This is a genomic window from Burkholderia sp. APQ4-4ca, from assembly GCF_057837105.1.
Window position 1 is genome coordinate 1 of sequence record NZ_JBYQCG010000247.1, and the last position, 15655, is coordinate 15655.

Sequence of the window (15655 nt, forward strand, 5' to 3'; positions counted from 1 at the left end):
CGCCGCCCGTGCCGGCGCCCTCGACCACGTACTTCTCGACGAGCTTGCCTTCGGCCGCGTACACCTGCTTCACGTCGGACAGGAAACGCGTGCCGATGTCCTTCGCGAGCGCCGGTTCGCCGTATCGGCGCAGCCCGTCGATCGCGATCCACTGCAGCGGCGCCCAGCCGTTCGGCGCATCCCACTGCTGGCCCGTGTTCTCGGTCGTCGTCGCGAGGCCGCCCGGCTGCAGCAGCGTCTTGCGCACTTCGCGCGCGGTCGCCTTCGCACGCTCCGGCCACGCGACGCCCGCGAACAGCGGATACAGCGCGGCCGCCGTCACGCCGTCGCGCGGCTTGCGCAACTGCCAGTCATAGTCGCCGTAATAGCCGCGACGGTTCCACAGGTAGTGATTGATCGCGGCCGCACGCCGTCCAGCCCGCGCCGAGAAATCGGCGACGCAGGCGATGTCGCGCGTGACCGCGCAGCCCTTCACGATCGTCGTCTCGAGATGGAACATCAGGCTGTTCAGGTCGACCGGCACGATCGAGGTCGTGCGGATCGTCGCGAGCGTCTTGCCGTCGCCGAACCAGCGCGAGCTGTAGTCCCAGCCGCTTTCGGCGCCCGCGCGCAGATCGCGGTACACCTCGTTCGCCGGACGGGACGGCACCGATTTCGCGGTCGTCACGTCCTCGAGATACGACTCGTCGCGCGGCGTGTCGCGCGCATCCCAGTAGCGGTTCAGCACGGCGCCGTCGGGCATCGCGACCACGTTGCGCGCCGCCTGCCCGCGCGGCGTCGTGGTTTCGCCCTGCATCCAGTACGCGTACTCCTTGCGCAGCGCCGGCAGGTATTTCTGGTAGACCTTGTCGCCTTCGACCTGCGCGGCGAGCGTGACCATGTACGCGAAGAACGGCGGCTGCGAACGGCTCACGTAGTACGTGCGGTTGCCGTTCGGGATGTGCCCGACCGTATCGATCAGGTATGCGAAGTTGTCGAGCATGTCGTCGACGAGATCCTCGCGCCCCGACACCTGCAGCCCGAGCATCGTGAAATAGGTGTCCCAGTAGTAGCCTTCGCGGAAGCGGCCTCCCGGCACGACGTACGGCTTCGGCAGCGGAATCAGCGAACTGTACGGGGGCGCCGTGGTGCTCGTGCGCGTGAGCTGCGGCCACAGCCAGTCGATGTGCTGGCGCAGCGTCTGATTCGGCGGCGGCGTCACGCCGCCTTCCGGGGGCGGCGTGAAATGCTGGTCGACGAACGCCTTCAGCGAGAAGCCCGGCTGCGATTTCTGTTGCTGATACAACTGCACGATCGTCGCGGGATCGGTATCGGGCGTGGCGTCGACGAAGGTCTTCTGGTCGGGATAGAGCTGCGCGGTCTGCACCGCGACGAACAGGTCGCCGTAGAGCTGGCTCGGCGGCGGCAGCAGCGTGCCGGATGCGGGAGCGGGCACGGCTGCGGATGTGGCCGGCAACGCGGACTGGCTGGCCGCTTGCGCGGCGCCCTGGTGCGCATTGTCGGCCTGCGCGGCGCAGCCGGCGACGGCGAGATAGGCGATGGCCAGTGCGGCGGCCCAGCGCGGACGCGGCGCGGGCGGTGACTGACGCGACGGGAAGCGAGATGCAAGCGGTGCGGCACGACGTGACGTCATGGCGTGTCCCCTCCTTTCGAATGGTGAGTGGATCGGCACGAGGTCTCGTTCGCGCGCGCGTTCGTCTCGATGGCCTTCGATCGATACGCGTCATGTGTTGTGGTGCGAATGGGCCTGACTGTCGCACGAAACATGCATGTCAAGCAAGTTTCGATTCGCGCGACTCCCGGAGATAACCGCGTACCGCCCGCCACGCACGCGCTTCGAGCGCATCCGCATCGGTCTCGCCGCGCGCGCCCGCCGCATCGACGATGCCTTTCACGATCGCGAGCAGATCGTGCGCGACGACGTCGGGCGCGGCGACGCGCGGCGCATCGCGCAGCTCCAGCGCATGCAGCAAGGTCGCGTGGATGCGGTCCGCGACGCGTGCGGCGCGCGCGCCGAGCGGCAACCGCGCCTCCTCGAAATCGATCAGCCGCGCGAGCACCGGCCGGCGCATCTGGTGCGCGACGGCGCCGCGCACCAGCGTGCGCAGCACGTCGTCGCAAGACGACAGCGCGGCCGCCCGGTCGACGTCGTCGAGCAGATGCGCGCTCTCGCGCTCGACGAGCGCGACCGTCAGCGCATCGCGGTTCGGGAAGTATTGATAGAGCGAGCCGATGCTCACGCCGGCCAGCGCGGCGACCGCGTTCGTCGTGTAACCGTCGAAACCGTCGCGCTCCAGAATGCGCGCGGCGGCCTCGACGATCGCATCGACCGTGGCCACCGAGCGGCGCTGGCGCGGCGCCTTGCGCGGCGAAAGCGGAATGCGCGACGACGATTCGGACATGGCGGGAAGGCAGCCTTGGAATGTGAGCAAGCGCTCATATTCTAGAAACGCACGGCCACGCCGTCAAAAGAAATCGACATGACCGGGCCAACGTCGATCCTTCTGCGCGCATTCCAGCTCGAACGCGCGGTCGACCTGCCGCGCGACACGCGGTTCGGAGATCGCCGCGTCGCCCTCCTGCCTCGCGTCGAAAACGCGTGCGCATCGCTACGACGATGCTGCGTTGTTCATCGCCCAGGCAGCGCATCGCTCGCACGTGCGCGGTCGTCCTTTCCGCGCCATCCGCCGGAAAAGACGACTGTTGCAACATGCGGAACAACTGTTGTCGTACGTGACGCAGCGGTCACATTGTGGGCATAATGGCGTCTTTACCGCGCGCCCTGCCCATGTCGCCCGTCTTTCTAGCACCGCTCATCGTTGCCTGTGCGTTGTTCATGGAAAGCGTCGACGCGAACATCATCGTCACCGCGCTGCCCGCGATGGCGAGGGACTTCGGGCACAACCCCGTCACGCTGAACATCGCGATCACGGCCTACGTGGTCGGTCTGGGCGTGTTCATCCCGATCTGCGGCTGGCTCGCCGACCGCTTCAGCGCGCGCGCCGTGTTCCGCACCGCGATCGGCATCTTCGTCGTCGGCTCGCTGATGTGCGCGGCGTCCAACTCCCTCGGCGTGCTCACGTTCGCGCGCTTCATCCAGGGCGTCGGCGGCGCGATGATGGTGCCGGTCGGCCGCATCATCATCTTCCGCGCGGTGCCGCGCGCCGATCTCGTGCGCGCGATGAACTACCTCGCGATCCCCGCGCTGTTCGGGCCCACGGTCGGGCCGCTTGTCGGCGGCTTCATCACGACCTATCTGCACTGGCGGATGATCTTCTTCATCAACGTGCCGATCGGCCTCTACGGGATCTACCTCGCGAGCAAGCACATCGCGAACACGCACGAGCCCGATCCCGGCCCGCTCGACTGGTTCGGCTTCCTGCTGTCGGCCAGCGGCGCCGCGCTGCTGCTGATGGGTCTCACACTGATCGACGGTTCGCTCACGTCGCGCTCGAACGCCGTCATCATGTGCGCGGCGGGCGCCGCGATGCTCGCGCTGTACGTGCCGTACGCACGCCGCAAGGAGCGGCCGGTGCTCGACCTCAGTTTCCTGAAGATCCCGACCTACCACGCGAGCGTCGTCGGCGGCTCGCTGTTCCGCATCGGGCTCGGCGCAGTGCCGTTCCTGCTGCCGCTCGCGCTGCAGGAAGGGCTCGGCATGAGCGCGTTCCACTCGGGGCTCATCACGTGCGCGTCCGCGCTCGGCGGCGCGGTGAGCCGCTCGACCGCCACGCATACGCTGCGCCGCTTCGGCTTTCGCACGGTGCTGATCTACAACGCGGCATTCGCGGGCCTCGCGATCGCCGCGTACGGCGTGTTCCATCCCGGCATGGCGACCTGGGCGATCTGGCTGATCGTGCTCGTCGGCGGCATCTTCCCCGCGCTGCAGTTCACGAGCCTGAATTCGATGATCTACGCGGACATCTCGCCGCGCGACGCAGGCCGCGCGACGAGCCTCGGCAGCGTCGTCCAGCAGATGTCGCTCGGCCTCGGCGTGACGGTGGCCGGCCTCGTGCTGCACGTGTCGCACTGGCTCCAGGGCCACCAGACGATGATGTGGTCGGATTTCTGGCCGGCGTTCCTCGTGGTCGGGCTGTGCTCGTTCGCGTCGATTCCGATCACACGGCGGCTGCCGCCCGGCGCCGGCGACGAAGTCGCGCGCGGCAAGCGGGCATAAGCGGCCGGCGCGGCGGCGTGGCCTGTCGTGCGGCAATGGACGAAACCGGAAAAACAAAAAAAATCAGCGGACATCCACACGGGGCCGGTGCACAGCCGCATGGATGTCCGCTCAGGGCTCCGGGTCTCCCGATGGGGGTTGGGAATCCCGGATTCGCTTCCTGCGTGCCATGGACATATGTGCGTCGGAAGCGGAATCGTTGCGCGCATTTGTCGTCGCGCCATGAACTGCACTATAGGGAAACTTGCAAAACGCATCTGTCAACCATTGTCAGACGCGTTGCAGTCGCACGTCGCACGCGCGCGCCGCTTTCGCGCTAAAGTAGTTCCCGATCGCCATCCTCGACCGTCCCGCCGATGCTCACGCTCTCGCCTGCCGCCGCCCGCGCCCTCCATCTCGCCGCACAGGGCCTGCTCACACCGCCGCGCCGCAAGGCGACCAAGTCCGACGTGCTCGACACGATCCGCCGGATGGCGCAGTTGCAGATCGACACCATCCACGTCGTCGCGCGCAGCCCGTATCTCGTGCTGTTCAGCCGCCTCGGCGATTTCCCGCCGCACTGGCTCGACGAACATCTCGCCGAGGCGCGCCTGTTCGAATACTGGTCGCACGAAGCGTGTTTCCTGCCGATCGAGCAGTTCGGGCTGATGCGCTACAAGATGCTCGATCCGTCGGGGATGGGCTGGAAATATGCGGCCGAATGGCACGAGCAGAATCGTCCGGAGATCGAACGGTTGCTCGCGCGGATTCGCGAGGAAGGCCCGGTGCGGTCGGCCGATTTCGCGCGCGAGGATGGCGTGAAAGGAAACGGCTGGTGGGATCGCAAGCCCGAGAAGCGCCACCTGGAAGTGCTGTTCACGACGGGCGACCTGATGGTGTCGGAGCGCCGCAATTTCCAGCGCGTGTACGACGTGCGCGAGCGCGTGCTGCCCGACTGGGACGATGTGCGCGACCTGCCGCCGCGCGATGCGGTGCTGCCGGCGCTGCTCGACTACACGTGCCGCGCGCTCGGCGTCGTGCGCGCGGACTGGGTGGCCGACTACTATCGGCTGCCGCGCCGTTCGTACCGCGCGGAGCTGGAGCGGCTCGCCGAGGCCGGCGACCTGATACCGGTGCAGATCGACGACTGGAAGGAGCCGGCCTACGTGCACCGCTCGCTCGACACGTTGCTGCCTGCCGCCGCGGCCGACACGCTGCGCTCGACGGTCACGACGCTGCTGTCGCCGTTCGACCCGGTCGTGTGGGACCGGCGGCGCGCGTCGACGCTGTTCGGTTTCGACTACACGATCGAGTGCTATACGCCCGAGCACAAGCGACGCTACGGCTATTTCTGCCTGCCCGTGCTGCATCGTGGCCGGCTGGTCGGCCGCGTCGATGCGAAAGCGCATCGCACGCTCGGCACGTTCGAACTGAAGGCCGTGCACGTCGAGCCCGGCGTGCGGTTCGGCACCGGGCTCGCGGCCGACGTCGCGAAGGCCGTGAAGAAACTCGCGGCGTGGCACGGCACGCCGGAGGTCACGGTCGGCCACGCGCCACCGGCCCTCGTGCAGGCATTCGCGCGGCCCTGAACACCGCGTGCCGCGGGCGCGTCAGAGCATGTGCATGCCGGCGTCGACATAGTGCGTGCCGCCCGTGATCGCCCGTGCGCCGTCGCTGGCGAGAAACGCGCAGAACGCGCCAACGTCGTCGATGTCGAGCGCGTGATGCAGCGGCGCCCGGCGCGCGGTGTCGTCGAGCAGCCGGCCGAAGTCCGGCAGGCCCGACGCCGCGCGCGTGGGCAGCACGCCCGGCGAAATCGCGTTGACGCGAATGCCCGCGCCGCCGAGTTCGGCCGCCAGATACCGCACGCTCGCCTCGAGCGCGGCCTTCACCGGTCCCATCACCCCGTAGTTCGCGACGACCTGCTCCGCGCCGAGATAGCTCATCGCCATCAGGCTGCCGCCGCGCGTCATCAGCGGCTCGGCGAGCCTCGCCATCCGGATGAACGAATGGCACGAGGTATCCATCGCCAGCGAGAAGCCCTCCGGCGAACTGTCGACCACGCGGCCCTGCAGATCGGCCTTCGGTGCATACGCAACCGAATGCAGCACGAAGTCGATCTCGCCCCACTGCGCCGCGATCGCGTCGAACACCGCCGCCATCTGGTCGGGCTGCCCGACGTCGAGCGGCATCCGGATCGGCGCGTCGAGTTGCGCGAACAGCGGCTCGACGTGCGGCAAGGTCTTGTCCGACTGCCAGGTCACCGCGAGCGTGGCGCCCGCCCGGCAAAACGCGCGCGCGCATCCCCACGCGATGCTCTGTGCGTTCGCGATGCCGACGACGAGCCCACGCTTGTGTCGCAACGTCATGTCGCCCCCGTGTCGATCTAGCGCTGCGCCGCGATCCACCGCGCGATGTCGGGCCACACCGTCGTCAGCGTGCGCGACCCCATGAACAGGCCGATATGGCCGCCGGGCACGAGCCGGCTCTCGATCCGCGACGCGGGCGTCCCGAGAAGATCGCGCGCGCCGAACACCTGCTCCGGCGTCGTGATGTCGTCGGCCTCGCCGGCGAGCAGATAGACCGGGCACGCGACGTCCTTCAGGTCGAGCGTGCGCCCGAGCGCGACGAACGTGCCCTTCGCGAGCCGGTTCTCCTTGAAGATCTGCACGATCGCCTGCAGGTACCAGCGCCCCGGCAGGTCGATCGGGCTTTCGTACCAGTTCGCGAACACCTCGCGCTTGCGCAGGTAGTCGGGATCGTCGAGATGCTCGTACAGGTCGACGTGCTCGACGAGATAGTGCTGGTCGGGATGCATGTTCTTCCAGCCGCGCAGCATGAAGCGCCCGCGCATCAGCCCGCCGCCCATCGTGACGAGTTCTTCGTAGAACGACGTCGGATACGTGTGCACCATCCGCTTGATCGGGCCGTCGCCCGCGTCGGCGTCGATCGGCGAGCCCGCCAGCACGAGGCTCGCGACCTTGTGCGGGAAACGCGCCGCATACATCGCCGACATCCAGCCGCCCTGACACAGGCCGACGAGATTCACGCGGCCGCCGAGCTCGTCGACGCACACGTTCAGCTCGGCCAGATACTGGTCGATCTCGAGGTCCTTCATGTCCTCGGTGGCCGAGCGCCAGTCGGTCAGGTACGGACGCGTCACGCCGTGCTCGCGCAGCGTCTGCATCAGGCTCTGCCCCGGCTGGTAGTCGGCGATCATCGCGCTGTGCCCCGCGTACGGCGCATCGACGATCGTCGGCAGCCCGTGCGCCGGCGCGGCCGAATAATCGCGAAACGTCATCGTCCGCAGCGCCAGCAACGGCCGGTTCGCCGACGCCAGCGCCGGATGCGCTTCGAAATGGAGCTTCTCCTCTTCCGCGAGGAAGCGGAGATTGCGCGCCGTGATCTCGGAGCCGGCCGCAAACAACGCCGTGGCGGCGGCCATCGGCCAGAAAATCGGCAGCGCGGGGGCGCTGACGGCAGGGGAAGGCGTGTCGCGTGCTGTCATCGGAGGTCTCAGCGGGTCGGATACGGCGTGGAAGGGATCGCGTCGTCCAGCACGCGGCGCGTGTGCCGCGCGATCATCAGGTTCTCGTCGGTCGGGATCACGCGCACCGTCACGCGCGACGCGTCGCTCGAAATCACCGGCAGGCCGGCGGCGTTCGCCGCGTCGTCGAGCACGATGCCGAGCCACGCGGCGCGGCGGCAGATCCGTTCGCGCACTTGCGGCGCGTGCTCGCCGATGCCCGCCGTGAACACGAGCGTATCGAGACCACCCAGCACGCCGGCCAACGCGGCAAGCTCGCGGGCCGCGCGATAGGCGAACAGCTCGACCGCATGCGCGGCCGACGGTGCGTCGCTCGCGAGCAGCGTGCGCATGTCGCTCGACACGCCGGACACGCCGAGCAAGCCCGATTCGGCATAGATCAGATGCTCGACCTCGTCGAGCGACCGGCCTGCGTGACGCTGCAGATACAGGATCACGCCCGGGTCCAGCGCGCCCGTGCGCGTGCCCATCGGCAGCCCGTCGACGGCCGTGAAGCCCATCGTCGTCGCGACGCTGCGGCCGTTCTCGAGCGCACACAGGCTCGCGCCGTTGCCGAGGTGCGCGACGACCGTGCGTTGCCGCCCCCACGACGGATCGAGGGCCGCGAGCGCCGTCGCGATGTACTCGTACGACAGCCCGTGAAACCCGTAGCGGACGATGCCCTGTTCGGTCAGCGCGCGCGGCAACGCGAACTCCCGTTCGAGCGCCGGCACTGTCGCATGGAACGCGGTGTCGAAACACGCGACCTGCGGCAGGTTCGGCGCAACCGCGGCAACCGCGCGAATCGCGTCGACGTGATGCGGCTGGTGCAGCGGCGCGAGCGGCGAAAGCGACGCGATCGCATCGAGCACGCGCGCGTCGATCCGCACCGGCGCGGTGAAATACGGGCCGCCATGCACGACCCGGTGCCCGACGCCGTCGAACGCGGCCTCCCGCCCGACGTGCGCGGCGAACCACGCGTGCAGCGCCTCGATCGCGCCTTGATGCCCCGGTCGCGCGACGGGGCTGTCGACGAGCGTCGCGCCGTGCGCGTCGGCCACGAACAGATGCGGCGTGTCATGCAGGTTCTCGACCTGCCCGTGCAGGCCCGCATCGAGCGAACGATCGTCGCGCGTGTCGTAGACCGAGAACTTGAGGCTCGACGAGCCGGCGTTGAGCACCAGGACGGGATGTCGCATCGCGGCCTCGTCAGTGTGCGTCGGCCGCAACCGCCGGCGCATCCACGGGCGTCGCCGTCTCGCGCGCCGCCGCCGCGACGAGCGCCGCGACCGCGCAGCTCGCGAGGCGCGTGCGTTCGCTGTCGGCGCGACTCGTCAGGATCACCGGCACGCGCGCGCCGAGCACGATGCCGGCCGCATCGGCATTCGCGAGGAACGTCAGCTCCTTCGCGAGCATGTTGCCGGCCTCGAGGTCCGGCACAAGCAGGATGTCCGCATCGCCCGCGACCGCGGAGCCGAGATGCTTGAGCCGCGCGGCCTCCGGGCTGATCGCGTTGTCGAACGCGAGCGGCCCGTCGAGCAGCGCGCCGGTGATCTGGCCGCGCTCGGCCATCTTGCACAGCGCGGCCGCGTCGAGCGTCGACGGCAGCTTCGAGCTGACCGTCTCGACCGCCGACAGGATCGCCACCTTCGGCCGGGCGATGCCGAGCGCATGCGCGAGATCGATCGCGTTCTGCGCGATGTCGGCCTTCTGCTCGAGCGTCGGACGGATATTGACGGCCGCGTCGGTGATGAACAGCGGCTTCGGGTAAGTCGGCACGTCCATGATGAACACGTGGCTCAGGCGCCGCCCGGTGCGCAGCCCCGTATCGGCGCGCACCACCTCCGCCAGCAACTCGTCGGTGTGCAGGCTGCCCTTCATCAGCGCCTGTGCGTCGCCCGCGCGCACCAGCTCGACGGCACGCGCCGCCGACGCATGACTGTGCGGCGCGTCCACGAGCCGATAGCCGGACAGGTCGACACCGAGCGTCGCGGCGAGCCTCGTGATCCGCGCCACCGGGCCGACCAGCACGGGCACGATGATGCCGGCCCGGGCCGCCTCGGCCGCCGCGTGCAGCGATACCTCGTCGCACGGATGCGCGACCGCGACCGTCACCGGGCGCAATGCGCGGCAGCGCGCAATCAGCGCGTCGTATTTCTGATGCGTGCGCAACTCGGTCATCGACTGCCCCTTCGCGAGGATCATGTGAACGGATTCTGGTGCGGGACCGGGCGAAATCGTTTGATTTCCGTCAATCGTTTCAGGTGAAGTCCCGATAGCATGAATCCGCACGATGACATCCGGACGGCCGCGAGCCCCCCTGACATGCACATACGCGAAATCCGCGCGAAGATCGCCAGTACCTCGTCCACGCGCAAGATCACCAAGGCGATGGAAATGATGGCGCGCACCAAGATGGCGAGCGCGCAGCGACGCGCGCGCGAATTCCGCCCGTACGCGGCGCGCATCGGCGCGATGGCGGAACGCGTGTTGCGCGACCGTCCCGACCACGTATCGGCGCTGATGGCGCGACGCGACACCGTGCGCCGCGTCGGCCTGATCGTCGTCAGCACCGATCGCGGGCTGTGCGGGCCGCTCAATGCGCGGCTGCTCGTCGAGTGCGTGGATGCGCTCGAACGCTGGGACCGGGCCGGCGTCGCGTGCGAACTGAGCGTGATCGGCGCGCGCGGCCTCGCGCCGCTGCTGCGCCACGGCGCGACCATTGCCGCACGCGCGAGCGGCCTGGCCGCCGAGCCGCACTTCGAGCAGTTGCTCGGTGCGCTGCTCGTGCCGCTGACCGCGTTCGTCAACGGCGAGCTCGACGAAGTGCACATTGCGTACAACCGGCTGACGAGCCCGCTCGCGTACGAGCCGCGCATCGATGCAATGCTGCCGATCGTGGGGCTCGACACCGCCGCGCCGACCGACGGCGCGCCCGCGTCCGACTATCTGTACGAGCCCGCGCCCAGACCGGTCGTCGACACGTTGCTGCTGCGCTACGTCGAGGCGATGCTCTATCAGGCCGTCGTCGAGAACCACGCATGCGAGCAATGCGCGCGGATGTTCAGCATGCAGACCGCGACGGACAACGCCGACCGCGTGTTGCGCGAACTGCGGCACCTGTACCAGAAAACGCGACAGGCGCAGATCACCACCGAGCTGTGCGAAATCGTCGCCGGCGCGGCGGCAGTCTGAAGGAGTACGCATGAAGACGTCGATGAAGCTCGACATCGTCAGCGTGGAAGCGGTGCTGTATGCCGGCGACGCGCATTTCGTCGTCGTTCCGGGGGAAAGCGGAGAACTGGGGATCTACCCGCACCACGCGCCGCTGCTCACGCGGATCCGGCCGGGCGTCGTGATGCTCGTCGATGCGCCGACCGGCGAACATCGCCGCCTGCTCGTCGCGGGCGGCGTGCTGGAAGTGAGCCGCGACGGCGTGACGCTGATCGCCGATCACGCGTTGCGCACGCCGGAGCTCGACGATCTGCGCGCGCGGGAAGCACGGCATGCGGCCGACGACTGGCGCCGGCGCTACGCGCACGAAAACCGGCGCGCGTTCGATTTCGCGTCGGCCCGGGTGGAATTGATGGATGAAATCCGGCGCTTCTTCGCGATGGCGCTGCGGCAACAGGCGCCGCACGACAAGCCGGGCGGCGCCGGCTAGACACCGGCTCCCGCGCCGGTGGCGCGCGCTCAGTCGCGCAGCTTGCGAAAACGCGGCGTGCCGTCTTCGAGATTGCCGTTGAACATCGCTTCCGGCCGCACCCACAGCCCGCGCGCATGCGGCCACAGATGCTCGTAGACGACCACCGATTCCTCGGTTTCGGAGTGGCGGGCAACGCCGATGTAGCGGTACAGGCCGCCCTTGTAGTGGCGGTGCGTCGCGAGTTGTTCGGCTTCCTGTTCGGTCATGGTGGGCATCTCTTCGGCAAAAACGGAAAGCGCGTATTGTATGCGCTGCGCCGCGCGTCAGCGTTTCGCGTAGATGTCGGGGCGGCGGATCTCCATCAGCCGCTCGGGGTTCGCGGGCGGACCGAAACCGACCGGCCGATAGAGTTCGTGCGCGTCGGTCGTGGCGAGCATGATGCGCCGCAGCCGCTGCACCATCTCCTGCGCGAATATATGGTCGATCAGTGCGCGGCCGTAGCCGTTGCCGCGCTCGGCCGGCAGCACGAACACGTCGCAGAGGTAGGCGAACGTCGCGTGATCGGTGACGAGCCGCGCAAACCCGACGAGCCGGTCGCCGACATACGCGCCGAAGCACAGCGAGCCCTCGATCGCCCGCTCGACCACGTCGCGCGGGATGCCCTGCGACCAATACGCGTCGCGATGCAGGAAGTCGAAGATCGCGTCGACGTCGAGTTCGCGCTTGTCGGTGGAAAATCTCAGCGTGGCGGGAGTGGCGGCGGGCACGTCTGTTCTCCGGTTCGGGGGCGGAAGGCGGAGCGTCGACGATACCGCGCCGTCGGGCGGGGGACAAGGGGCGCCACGATCCGCGGCGGCCACGTAGCCACATCGCCGGCCTCGATTCGGTGACAATGTCGTCCGCCCGATCAACCTGCCACGCCGCTTCATGACCTACCGCCTCGTCGCCTTCGACTTCGACGGCACGCTCGCCGATTCGCTCGACAGTTTTCTCGCCGCGCTGTCGGAAGCGTCGCGCCTGCACGGCTTTCGCGACGCCACGCCCGAACTGCGCCCGGCGCTGCGCGGGATGTCGGCGCGCGACATCATTCGCGCGCTCGACGTGCCGATGTGGAAAGTGCCGCGCGTGACGATCGACATGCGCCGCCTGATGCGGCCGCGCGTCGCGAACGTGCGGCTCTTTCCCGGCGTCGACGAAACGTTCGACGCGCTCGCCGCGCGCGGCATCCGCATCGCGATCGCCACGTCGAATACCGAGGAGATCGTGCGCGACCGGCTCGGCCCGCGCGCCGGCTCGCGCGTCGACCATTTCGCGTGCGGCATTCCACTGTTCGGCAAGGCGCGCCGTCTGCGCGCGCTCGTGCGCGAGGCCGGCGTGCGCGCCGACGAAGTGCTGTACGTCGGCGACGAAATCCGCGATGCCGACGCGGCACGCCGCGCACATATCGCGTTCCAGGGCGTCGCGTGGGGCTACACGGCGCCCGACGCGTTGCAGGCACATTGCGCGACGCCGTTGCTGCCGCGCCTCGATGCGCTGCTCGATCGCGTATAACGCTTCACGCACGCCACGCACACGCGCAGCCCACTCGCCTCCGCCACGCCGCCACGGCAATAGCCGCGACGACATCGCGCCGATGAAATGCCGATGACACGTCCGCGCATCTCATGCATTGCATGCGCCACACTCGCGCAAAAATTGCCGCCGCCGCATGCGCATCAGGTACGCGCTACCGGGCTGCACGCGGGCTGATCGATTCGTCTTACCAACCGTTACACAAGCCACAGCACGGTTGCACCTGCCTGCCGACCGCTCTCCTAGAATCAGTCGGGCCGGAAAACACTTCGAACGCCGCCGCGGCAGAGCGACAGTCGAACCCGGCCCGGGCGCGCCCGGTCTCTCGCACAGCGACGGATCGCACGATCCGTTTTTCAACCAGAGCCCCGATCGAAAGGAGGTCCCATGAACCGCTTTCCCCACATTTCGCGCCTTGCCTTGTCTGCCGCCGGCCTGCTTCTCGTCGCCGTGACGGCGACCGCGCAAACCGCACAACCGGCACCCGGCGCATCGGCTGCGCCGGCCGCGACCGCGACGCGCATCCACGAAGCCGACCAGACCTTCATCACCGACGGCACGAAGACCGTGTCGACCCAGCACGACGCCGCGCGCATCGCCGATTCGCGCACGTCGGACAGCCAGGTCAAGGCGTTCGCGCAACGCGTGTCGACCGACGATGCGAAGATCATCCAGGCGATGCGCGCGGCCAGCCCGCGCGGCGTCGACGTGCCGGCCAACGACCCCGACACGACCGTGCTGAACAGCATCAAGAGCCTGCGCGGCGCCGAGTTCGACAAGGCGTATATCGAACAGGTCGCGCTCGCCGGCCAGCAGAAGGCGATCTCGGCGTTCCAGGCCGAAATCGCATCGGGCCGCGACACCAAGCTGAAGGAAGTCGCCCGCCAGGCGCTGCCGATCCTGCAGGCGCACTACGCGGACGCGCAGAAGCTCGCGCAGCGTCATCACCTCGCATCGGCGCAGTAATTCATGCGATGCAGCGCCGCGCATCGTGCGCGGCGCACCGTTTCCCCGCCGTCGCGCCGCCTCCCCTGCCTGCGGAGCGACGCACTTCTCAAGCATCGAGCGCCCCGCCTCACACGTCGCACGTTACGTCGCCAGCTTCGCGTCGAGTCGCGCCCGCACTTCCGGCCATTCGTCGTCGATGATGCTGAAGCGCACCGAGTTGCGCTTGCGGCCATCCGGCATGATCCGTTCGTGACGCACGATGCCTTCCTGTTTCGCACCGAGCCGCAGGATCGCCGCGCGCGATTTCTCGTTCAGCTCGTCCGTCGTGAACTGCACGCGCACGCAGTGCAGCGTGTCGAACGCATAGCCCAACAGCAACCGCTTCGCTTCGGTATTCGCACGCGTACGCTGCGCCGATTCGCTCAGCCACGTATGGCCGATCTCGAGCTTGCGATTCTTGCGGTCGATCTTCCAGAAGCGCGTGCTGCCGATTACGCGGCCCGATGCGCGATCGACGATCACGAACGGCATCACGGTGCCGGCCGCCCGCCCTTGCAACGCCGCGTCGAGGTAGGCGTCGATCGTCTGCGCGCCCGGCACGACCGTGACCGTCAGGTTCCACAACTCGCCGTCGGCCGCGGCGTCCAGCAGCGCGTGCCGGTCGGATGCATCGAGCGGGCGCAGGACGATACGTGCGCCGGTGAGGGTCGGTTGTTCGACGGAAGACGATGCGTCGGTCATGACGGGATTCCGGAAAACGGCGGCGATGGCAACGATAGCAATGACGACAGCGAAACATCCATCATACGGCGGTGCCGCTAGCCGAGGTGGGCGGCCAGCCGGCGGCGAATCGCCTTCGCTTCGGCGCGCAGCGCATCGGCGAACGCATCGACGAGCAGGTTCTTCGGCCGGTGCTCGGGCACGATCATGCTGACCCGGTACGGAAACGACCGCGTCAGCGGCCGCACGTGCAGGTCGCGGCCGACGAAATCGAGCGCCGTGAGCGGGTTGACGATCGCGGCCCCGAGCCCCTGCCGCACGAACGCGCATACCGACACGGCCGACGGCGTGTCGACCACCGAGCGCGGCGCGACGCCGAGCTGCGCGAACGCCTCGTCGATCAGGATGCGGTACGGATCGTTCAGCGACAGGCTCACGAACGGGCGGTCGGCGAGATCCAGCAGGTCGACCGCATCCTGCGCGAGCAGCGGATGGCCGTCGGGCAGCACGCACACTTCATCGACTTCGAGCAGCGGCGTGAGCACGGTGCCGGCCGGCGCGACGTCGTGCTCGGTCAGCCCGAGGTCGTAGCGTTGGGCAGTGAGCCACTCCTCCAACACCGGCGATTCCTGCGTCGCGACCGACACGCTGACGCCCGCGTGCGCGTCGTGAAAGCGCCGGCACGCGCCGGGCAGGATCGCATGCGAGAACGCCGGCAGCGCGATCACCGACAGTTGCCCGTCGCGAAACTCGCGCAGGCGGGCGGCCGTCGCCGCGACGCGCTCGAGCCCCACATACGCGAGCCGCACGTCGTCGAACAACGTGAGCGCGGCCATCGTCGGCCGGAGCCGGCCGTGCGCGCGTTCGAACAGCGCAAAGCCGACGACCTGCTCCATCCGCGCCAGCTCGCGGCTGATCGTCGGCTGCGACGTGTACAGCATCTCGGCCGCGCGGGTCGTGCTGCCGGTAACCATCAGCGCGCGGAAAACCTCGATATGACGGTGCGTCAGCATGATCGTATATATCAGAAATGAATCGAATGATGATAAACGGGCATTTTACTGTATAGCCAATCGGGCGCATCATC

The 15655-nt window shown here is 68.5% G+C and carries 16 protein-coding genes; 6 read left to right on the forward strand and 10 right to left on the reverse strand.

All coding sequences use genetic code 11. The annotated features are described in order from the left end of the window. Together treA and AC3IFE_RS34570 are read right to left on the reverse strand one after the other, a co-directional pair. Window positions 1–1633, reverse strand: a 1633-nt coding sequence (gene treA / locus AC3IFE_RS34565) for an alpha,alpha-trehalase TreA (RefSeq protein ID WP_489194943.1), incomplete at its 3' end; no start/stop codon positions are given. Between the two features lie 139 nt (window positions 1634–1772). Continuing rightward, window positions 1773–2402 (reverse strand): TetR/AcrR family transcriptional regulator, encoded by a 630-nt coding sequence (locus AC3IFE_RS34570; RefSeq protein WP_089470229.1) that lies wholly within the window; start codon window positions 2400–2402, stop codon window positions 1773–1775. A 386-nt stretch (window positions 2403–2788) separates the two neighbouring features. Here AC3IFE_RS34570 and AC3IFE_RS34575 point away from each other — a divergent pair, with 386 nt between their 5' ends. Together AC3IFE_RS34575 and AC3IFE_RS34580 are read left to right on the forward strand one after the other, a co-directional pair. After that, window positions 2789–4177 carry an MFS transporter gene (locus tag AC3IFE_RS34575; RefSeq protein ID WP_089470231.1) on the forward strand — a complete coding sequence of 463 codons (1389 nt, stop codon included), beginning with the start codon at window positions 2789–2791 and terminating at the stop codon, window positions 4175–4177. 356 nt (window positions 4178–4533) lie between these two features. Further along, the gene (locus tag AC3IFE_RS34580; RefSeq protein ID WP_489194946.1) at window positions 4534–5745 is read left to right on the forward strand and encodes a winged helix-turn-helix domain-containing protein; all 1212 of its coding nucleotides are present in this window, start codon (window positions 4534–4536) and stop codon (window positions 5743–5745) included. Window positions 5746–5766: 21 nt separating this feature from the next. Here AC3IFE_RS34580 and fabI read toward each other — a convergent pair whose 3' ends face one another. Genes fabI through AC3IFE_RS34600 form a run of 4 tightly spaced genes read right to left on the reverse strand, consistent with a single transcriptional unit; the run spans window position 5767 to window position 10013 of the window. After that, window positions 5767–6525: an enoyl-ACP reductase FabI gene (gene fabI / locus AC3IFE_RS34585; RefSeq protein ID WP_089470233.1), complete on the reverse strand. Its 759-nt coding sequence runs from the start codon at window positions 6523–6525 to the stop codon at window positions 5767–5769. Between the two features lie 17 nt (window positions 6526–6542). Next, complete coding sequence (locus tag AC3IFE_RS34590) at window positions 6543–7664, reverse strand: alpha/beta fold hydrolase (protein WP_089470234.1); 1122 nt, start codon at window positions 7662–7664, stop codon at window positions 6543–6545. An 8-nt stretch (window positions 7665–7672) separates the two neighbouring features. Continuing rightward, window positions 7673–8881, reverse strand: coding sequence for an acetate/propionate family kinase (locus tag AC3IFE_RS34595; protein WP_089470619.1), 1209 nt, complete (start codon window positions 8879–8881; stop codon window positions 7673–7675). Window positions 8882–8891: 10 nt separating this feature from the next. Then, window positions 8892–10013: a phosphate acetyltransferase gene (locus tag AC3IFE_RS34600; protein WP_489194949.1), complete on the reverse strand. Its 1122-nt coding sequence runs from the start codon at window positions 10011–10013 to the stop codon at window positions 8892–8894. Between AC3IFE_RS34600 and atpG the strand changes: the two genes are divergently transcribed. Both atpG and atpC read left to right on the forward strand, forming a co-directional pair. Continuing rightward, the gene (atpG, locus tag AC3IFE_RS34605; protein WP_301738192.1) at window positions 10008–10877 is read left to right on the forward strand and encodes an ATP synthase F1 subunit gamma; all 870 of its coding nucleotides are present in this window, start codon (window positions 10008–10010) and stop codon (window positions 10875–10877) included. The two genes, AC3IFE_RS34600 and atpG, sit on opposite strands and share 6 nt — an antisense overlap. 10 nt (window positions 10878–10887) lie before the next feature. Next, window positions 10888–11346, forward strand: a complete 459-nt coding sequence (gene atpC, locus AC3IFE_RS34610) for an ATP synthase F1 subunit epsilon (RefSeq protein WP_089470237.1) — start codon at window positions 10888–10890, stop codon at window positions 11344–11346. Window positions 11347–11375: 29 nt separating this feature from the next. Here the strand turns inward: atpC and AC3IFE_RS34615 are convergent, their stop codons facing one another. Together AC3IFE_RS34615 and AC3IFE_RS34620 are read right to left on the reverse strand one after the other, a co-directional pair. Next, entirely contained in the window at window positions 11376–11594 is a 219-nt protein-coding gene (locus AC3IFE_RS34615; RefSeq protein WP_006480837.1) for a DUF1653 domain-containing protein, read from the reverse strand. 57 nt (window positions 11595–11651) lie between these two features. Then, window positions 11652–12095, reverse strand: a complete 444-nt coding sequence (locus AC3IFE_RS34620) for a GNAT family N-acetyltransferase (RefSeq protein WP_489194953.1) — start codon at window positions 12093–12095, stop codon at window positions 11652–11654. Window positions 12096–12255: 160 nt separating this feature from the next. Here AC3IFE_RS34620 and AC3IFE_RS34625 point away from each other — a divergent pair, with 160 nt between their 5' ends. After that, a complete protein-coding gene (locus tag AC3IFE_RS34625; protein WP_301738195.1) occupies window positions 12256–12879 on the forward strand; it encodes an HAD hydrolase-like protein in 624 nt (207 codons plus the stop codon). Between the two features lie 408 nt (window positions 12880–13287). Further along, entirely contained in the window at window positions 13288–13866 is a 579-nt protein-coding gene (locus tag AC3IFE_RS34630) for a DUF4142 domain-containing protein (protein ID WP_089470240.1), read from the forward strand. 123 nt (window positions 13867–13989) lie between these two features. Here the strand turns inward: AC3IFE_RS34630 and AC3IFE_RS34635 are convergent, their stop codons facing one another. Together AC3IFE_RS34635 and AC3IFE_RS34640 are read right to left on the reverse strand one after the other, a co-directional pair. After that, on the reverse strand, window positions 13990–14589 hold the full coding sequence (locus tag AC3IFE_RS34635) for a GNAT family N-acetyltransferase (RefSeq protein WP_489194956.1): 600 nt from the start codon (window positions 14587–14589) through the stop codon (window positions 13990–13992). Window positions 14590–14666: 77 nt separating this feature from the next. Continuing rightward, complete coding sequence (locus AC3IFE_RS34640; RefSeq protein ID WP_489194958.1) at window positions 14667–15581, reverse strand: LysR family transcriptional regulator; 915 nt, start codon at window positions 15579–15581, stop codon at window positions 14667–14669. Window positions 15582–15655: the final 74 nt, after the last annotated feature.

Coding starts and splice junctions, on each gene's coding strand:
- AC3IFE_RS34635 (WP_489194956.1), bottom strand. CDS start 14,589: ATGACCGACGCATCGTCTTCCGTCGAACAACCGACCCTCACCGGCGCA.
- atpC (WP_089470237.1), top strand. CDS start 10,888: ATGAAGACGTCGATGAAGCTCGACATCGTCAGCGTGGAAGCGGTGCTG.
- AC3IFE_RS34615 (WP_006480837.1), bottom strand. CDS start 11,594: ATGACCGAACAGGAAGCCGAACAACTCGCGACGCACCGCCACTACAAG.
- AC3IFE_RS34580 (WP_489194946.1), top strand. CDS start 4,534: ATGCTCACGCTCTCGCCTGCCGCCGCCCGCGCCCTCCATCTCGCCGCA.
- AC3IFE_RS34575 (WP_089470231.1), top strand. CDS start 2,789: ATGTCGCCCGTCTTTCTAGCACCGCTCATCGTTGCCTGTGCGTTGTTC.
- AC3IFE_RS34570 (WP_089470229.1), bottom strand. CDS start 2,402: ATGTCCGAATCGTCGTCGCGCATTCCGCTTTCGCCGCGCAAGGCGCCG.
- AC3IFE_RS34640 (WP_489194958.1), bottom strand. CDS start 15,581: ATGCTGACGCACCGTCATATCGAGGTTTTCCGCGCGCTGATGGTTACC.
- AC3IFE_RS34625 (WP_301738195.1), top strand. CDS start 12,256: ATGACCTACCGCCTCGTCGCCTTCGACTTCGACGGCACGCTCGCCGAT.
- atpG (WP_301738192.1), top strand. CDS start 10,008: ATGCACATACGCGAAATCCGCGCGAAGATCGCCAGTACCTCGTCCACG.
- AC3IFE_RS34595 (WP_089470619.1), bottom strand. CDS start 8,881: ATGCGACATCCCGTCCTGGTGCTCAACGCCGGCTCGTCGAGCCTCAAG.
- fabI (WP_089470233.1), bottom strand. CDS start 6,525: ATGACGTTGCGACACAAGCGTGGGCTCGTCGTCGGCATCGCGAACGCA.
- AC3IFE_RS34630 (WP_089470240.1), top strand. CDS start 13,288: ATGAACCGCTTTCCCCACATTTCGCGCCTTGCCTTGTCTGCCGCCGGC.
- AC3IFE_RS34590 (WP_089470234.1), bottom strand. CDS start 7,664: ATGACAGCACGCGACACGCCTTCCCCTGCCGTCAGCGCCCCCGCGCTG.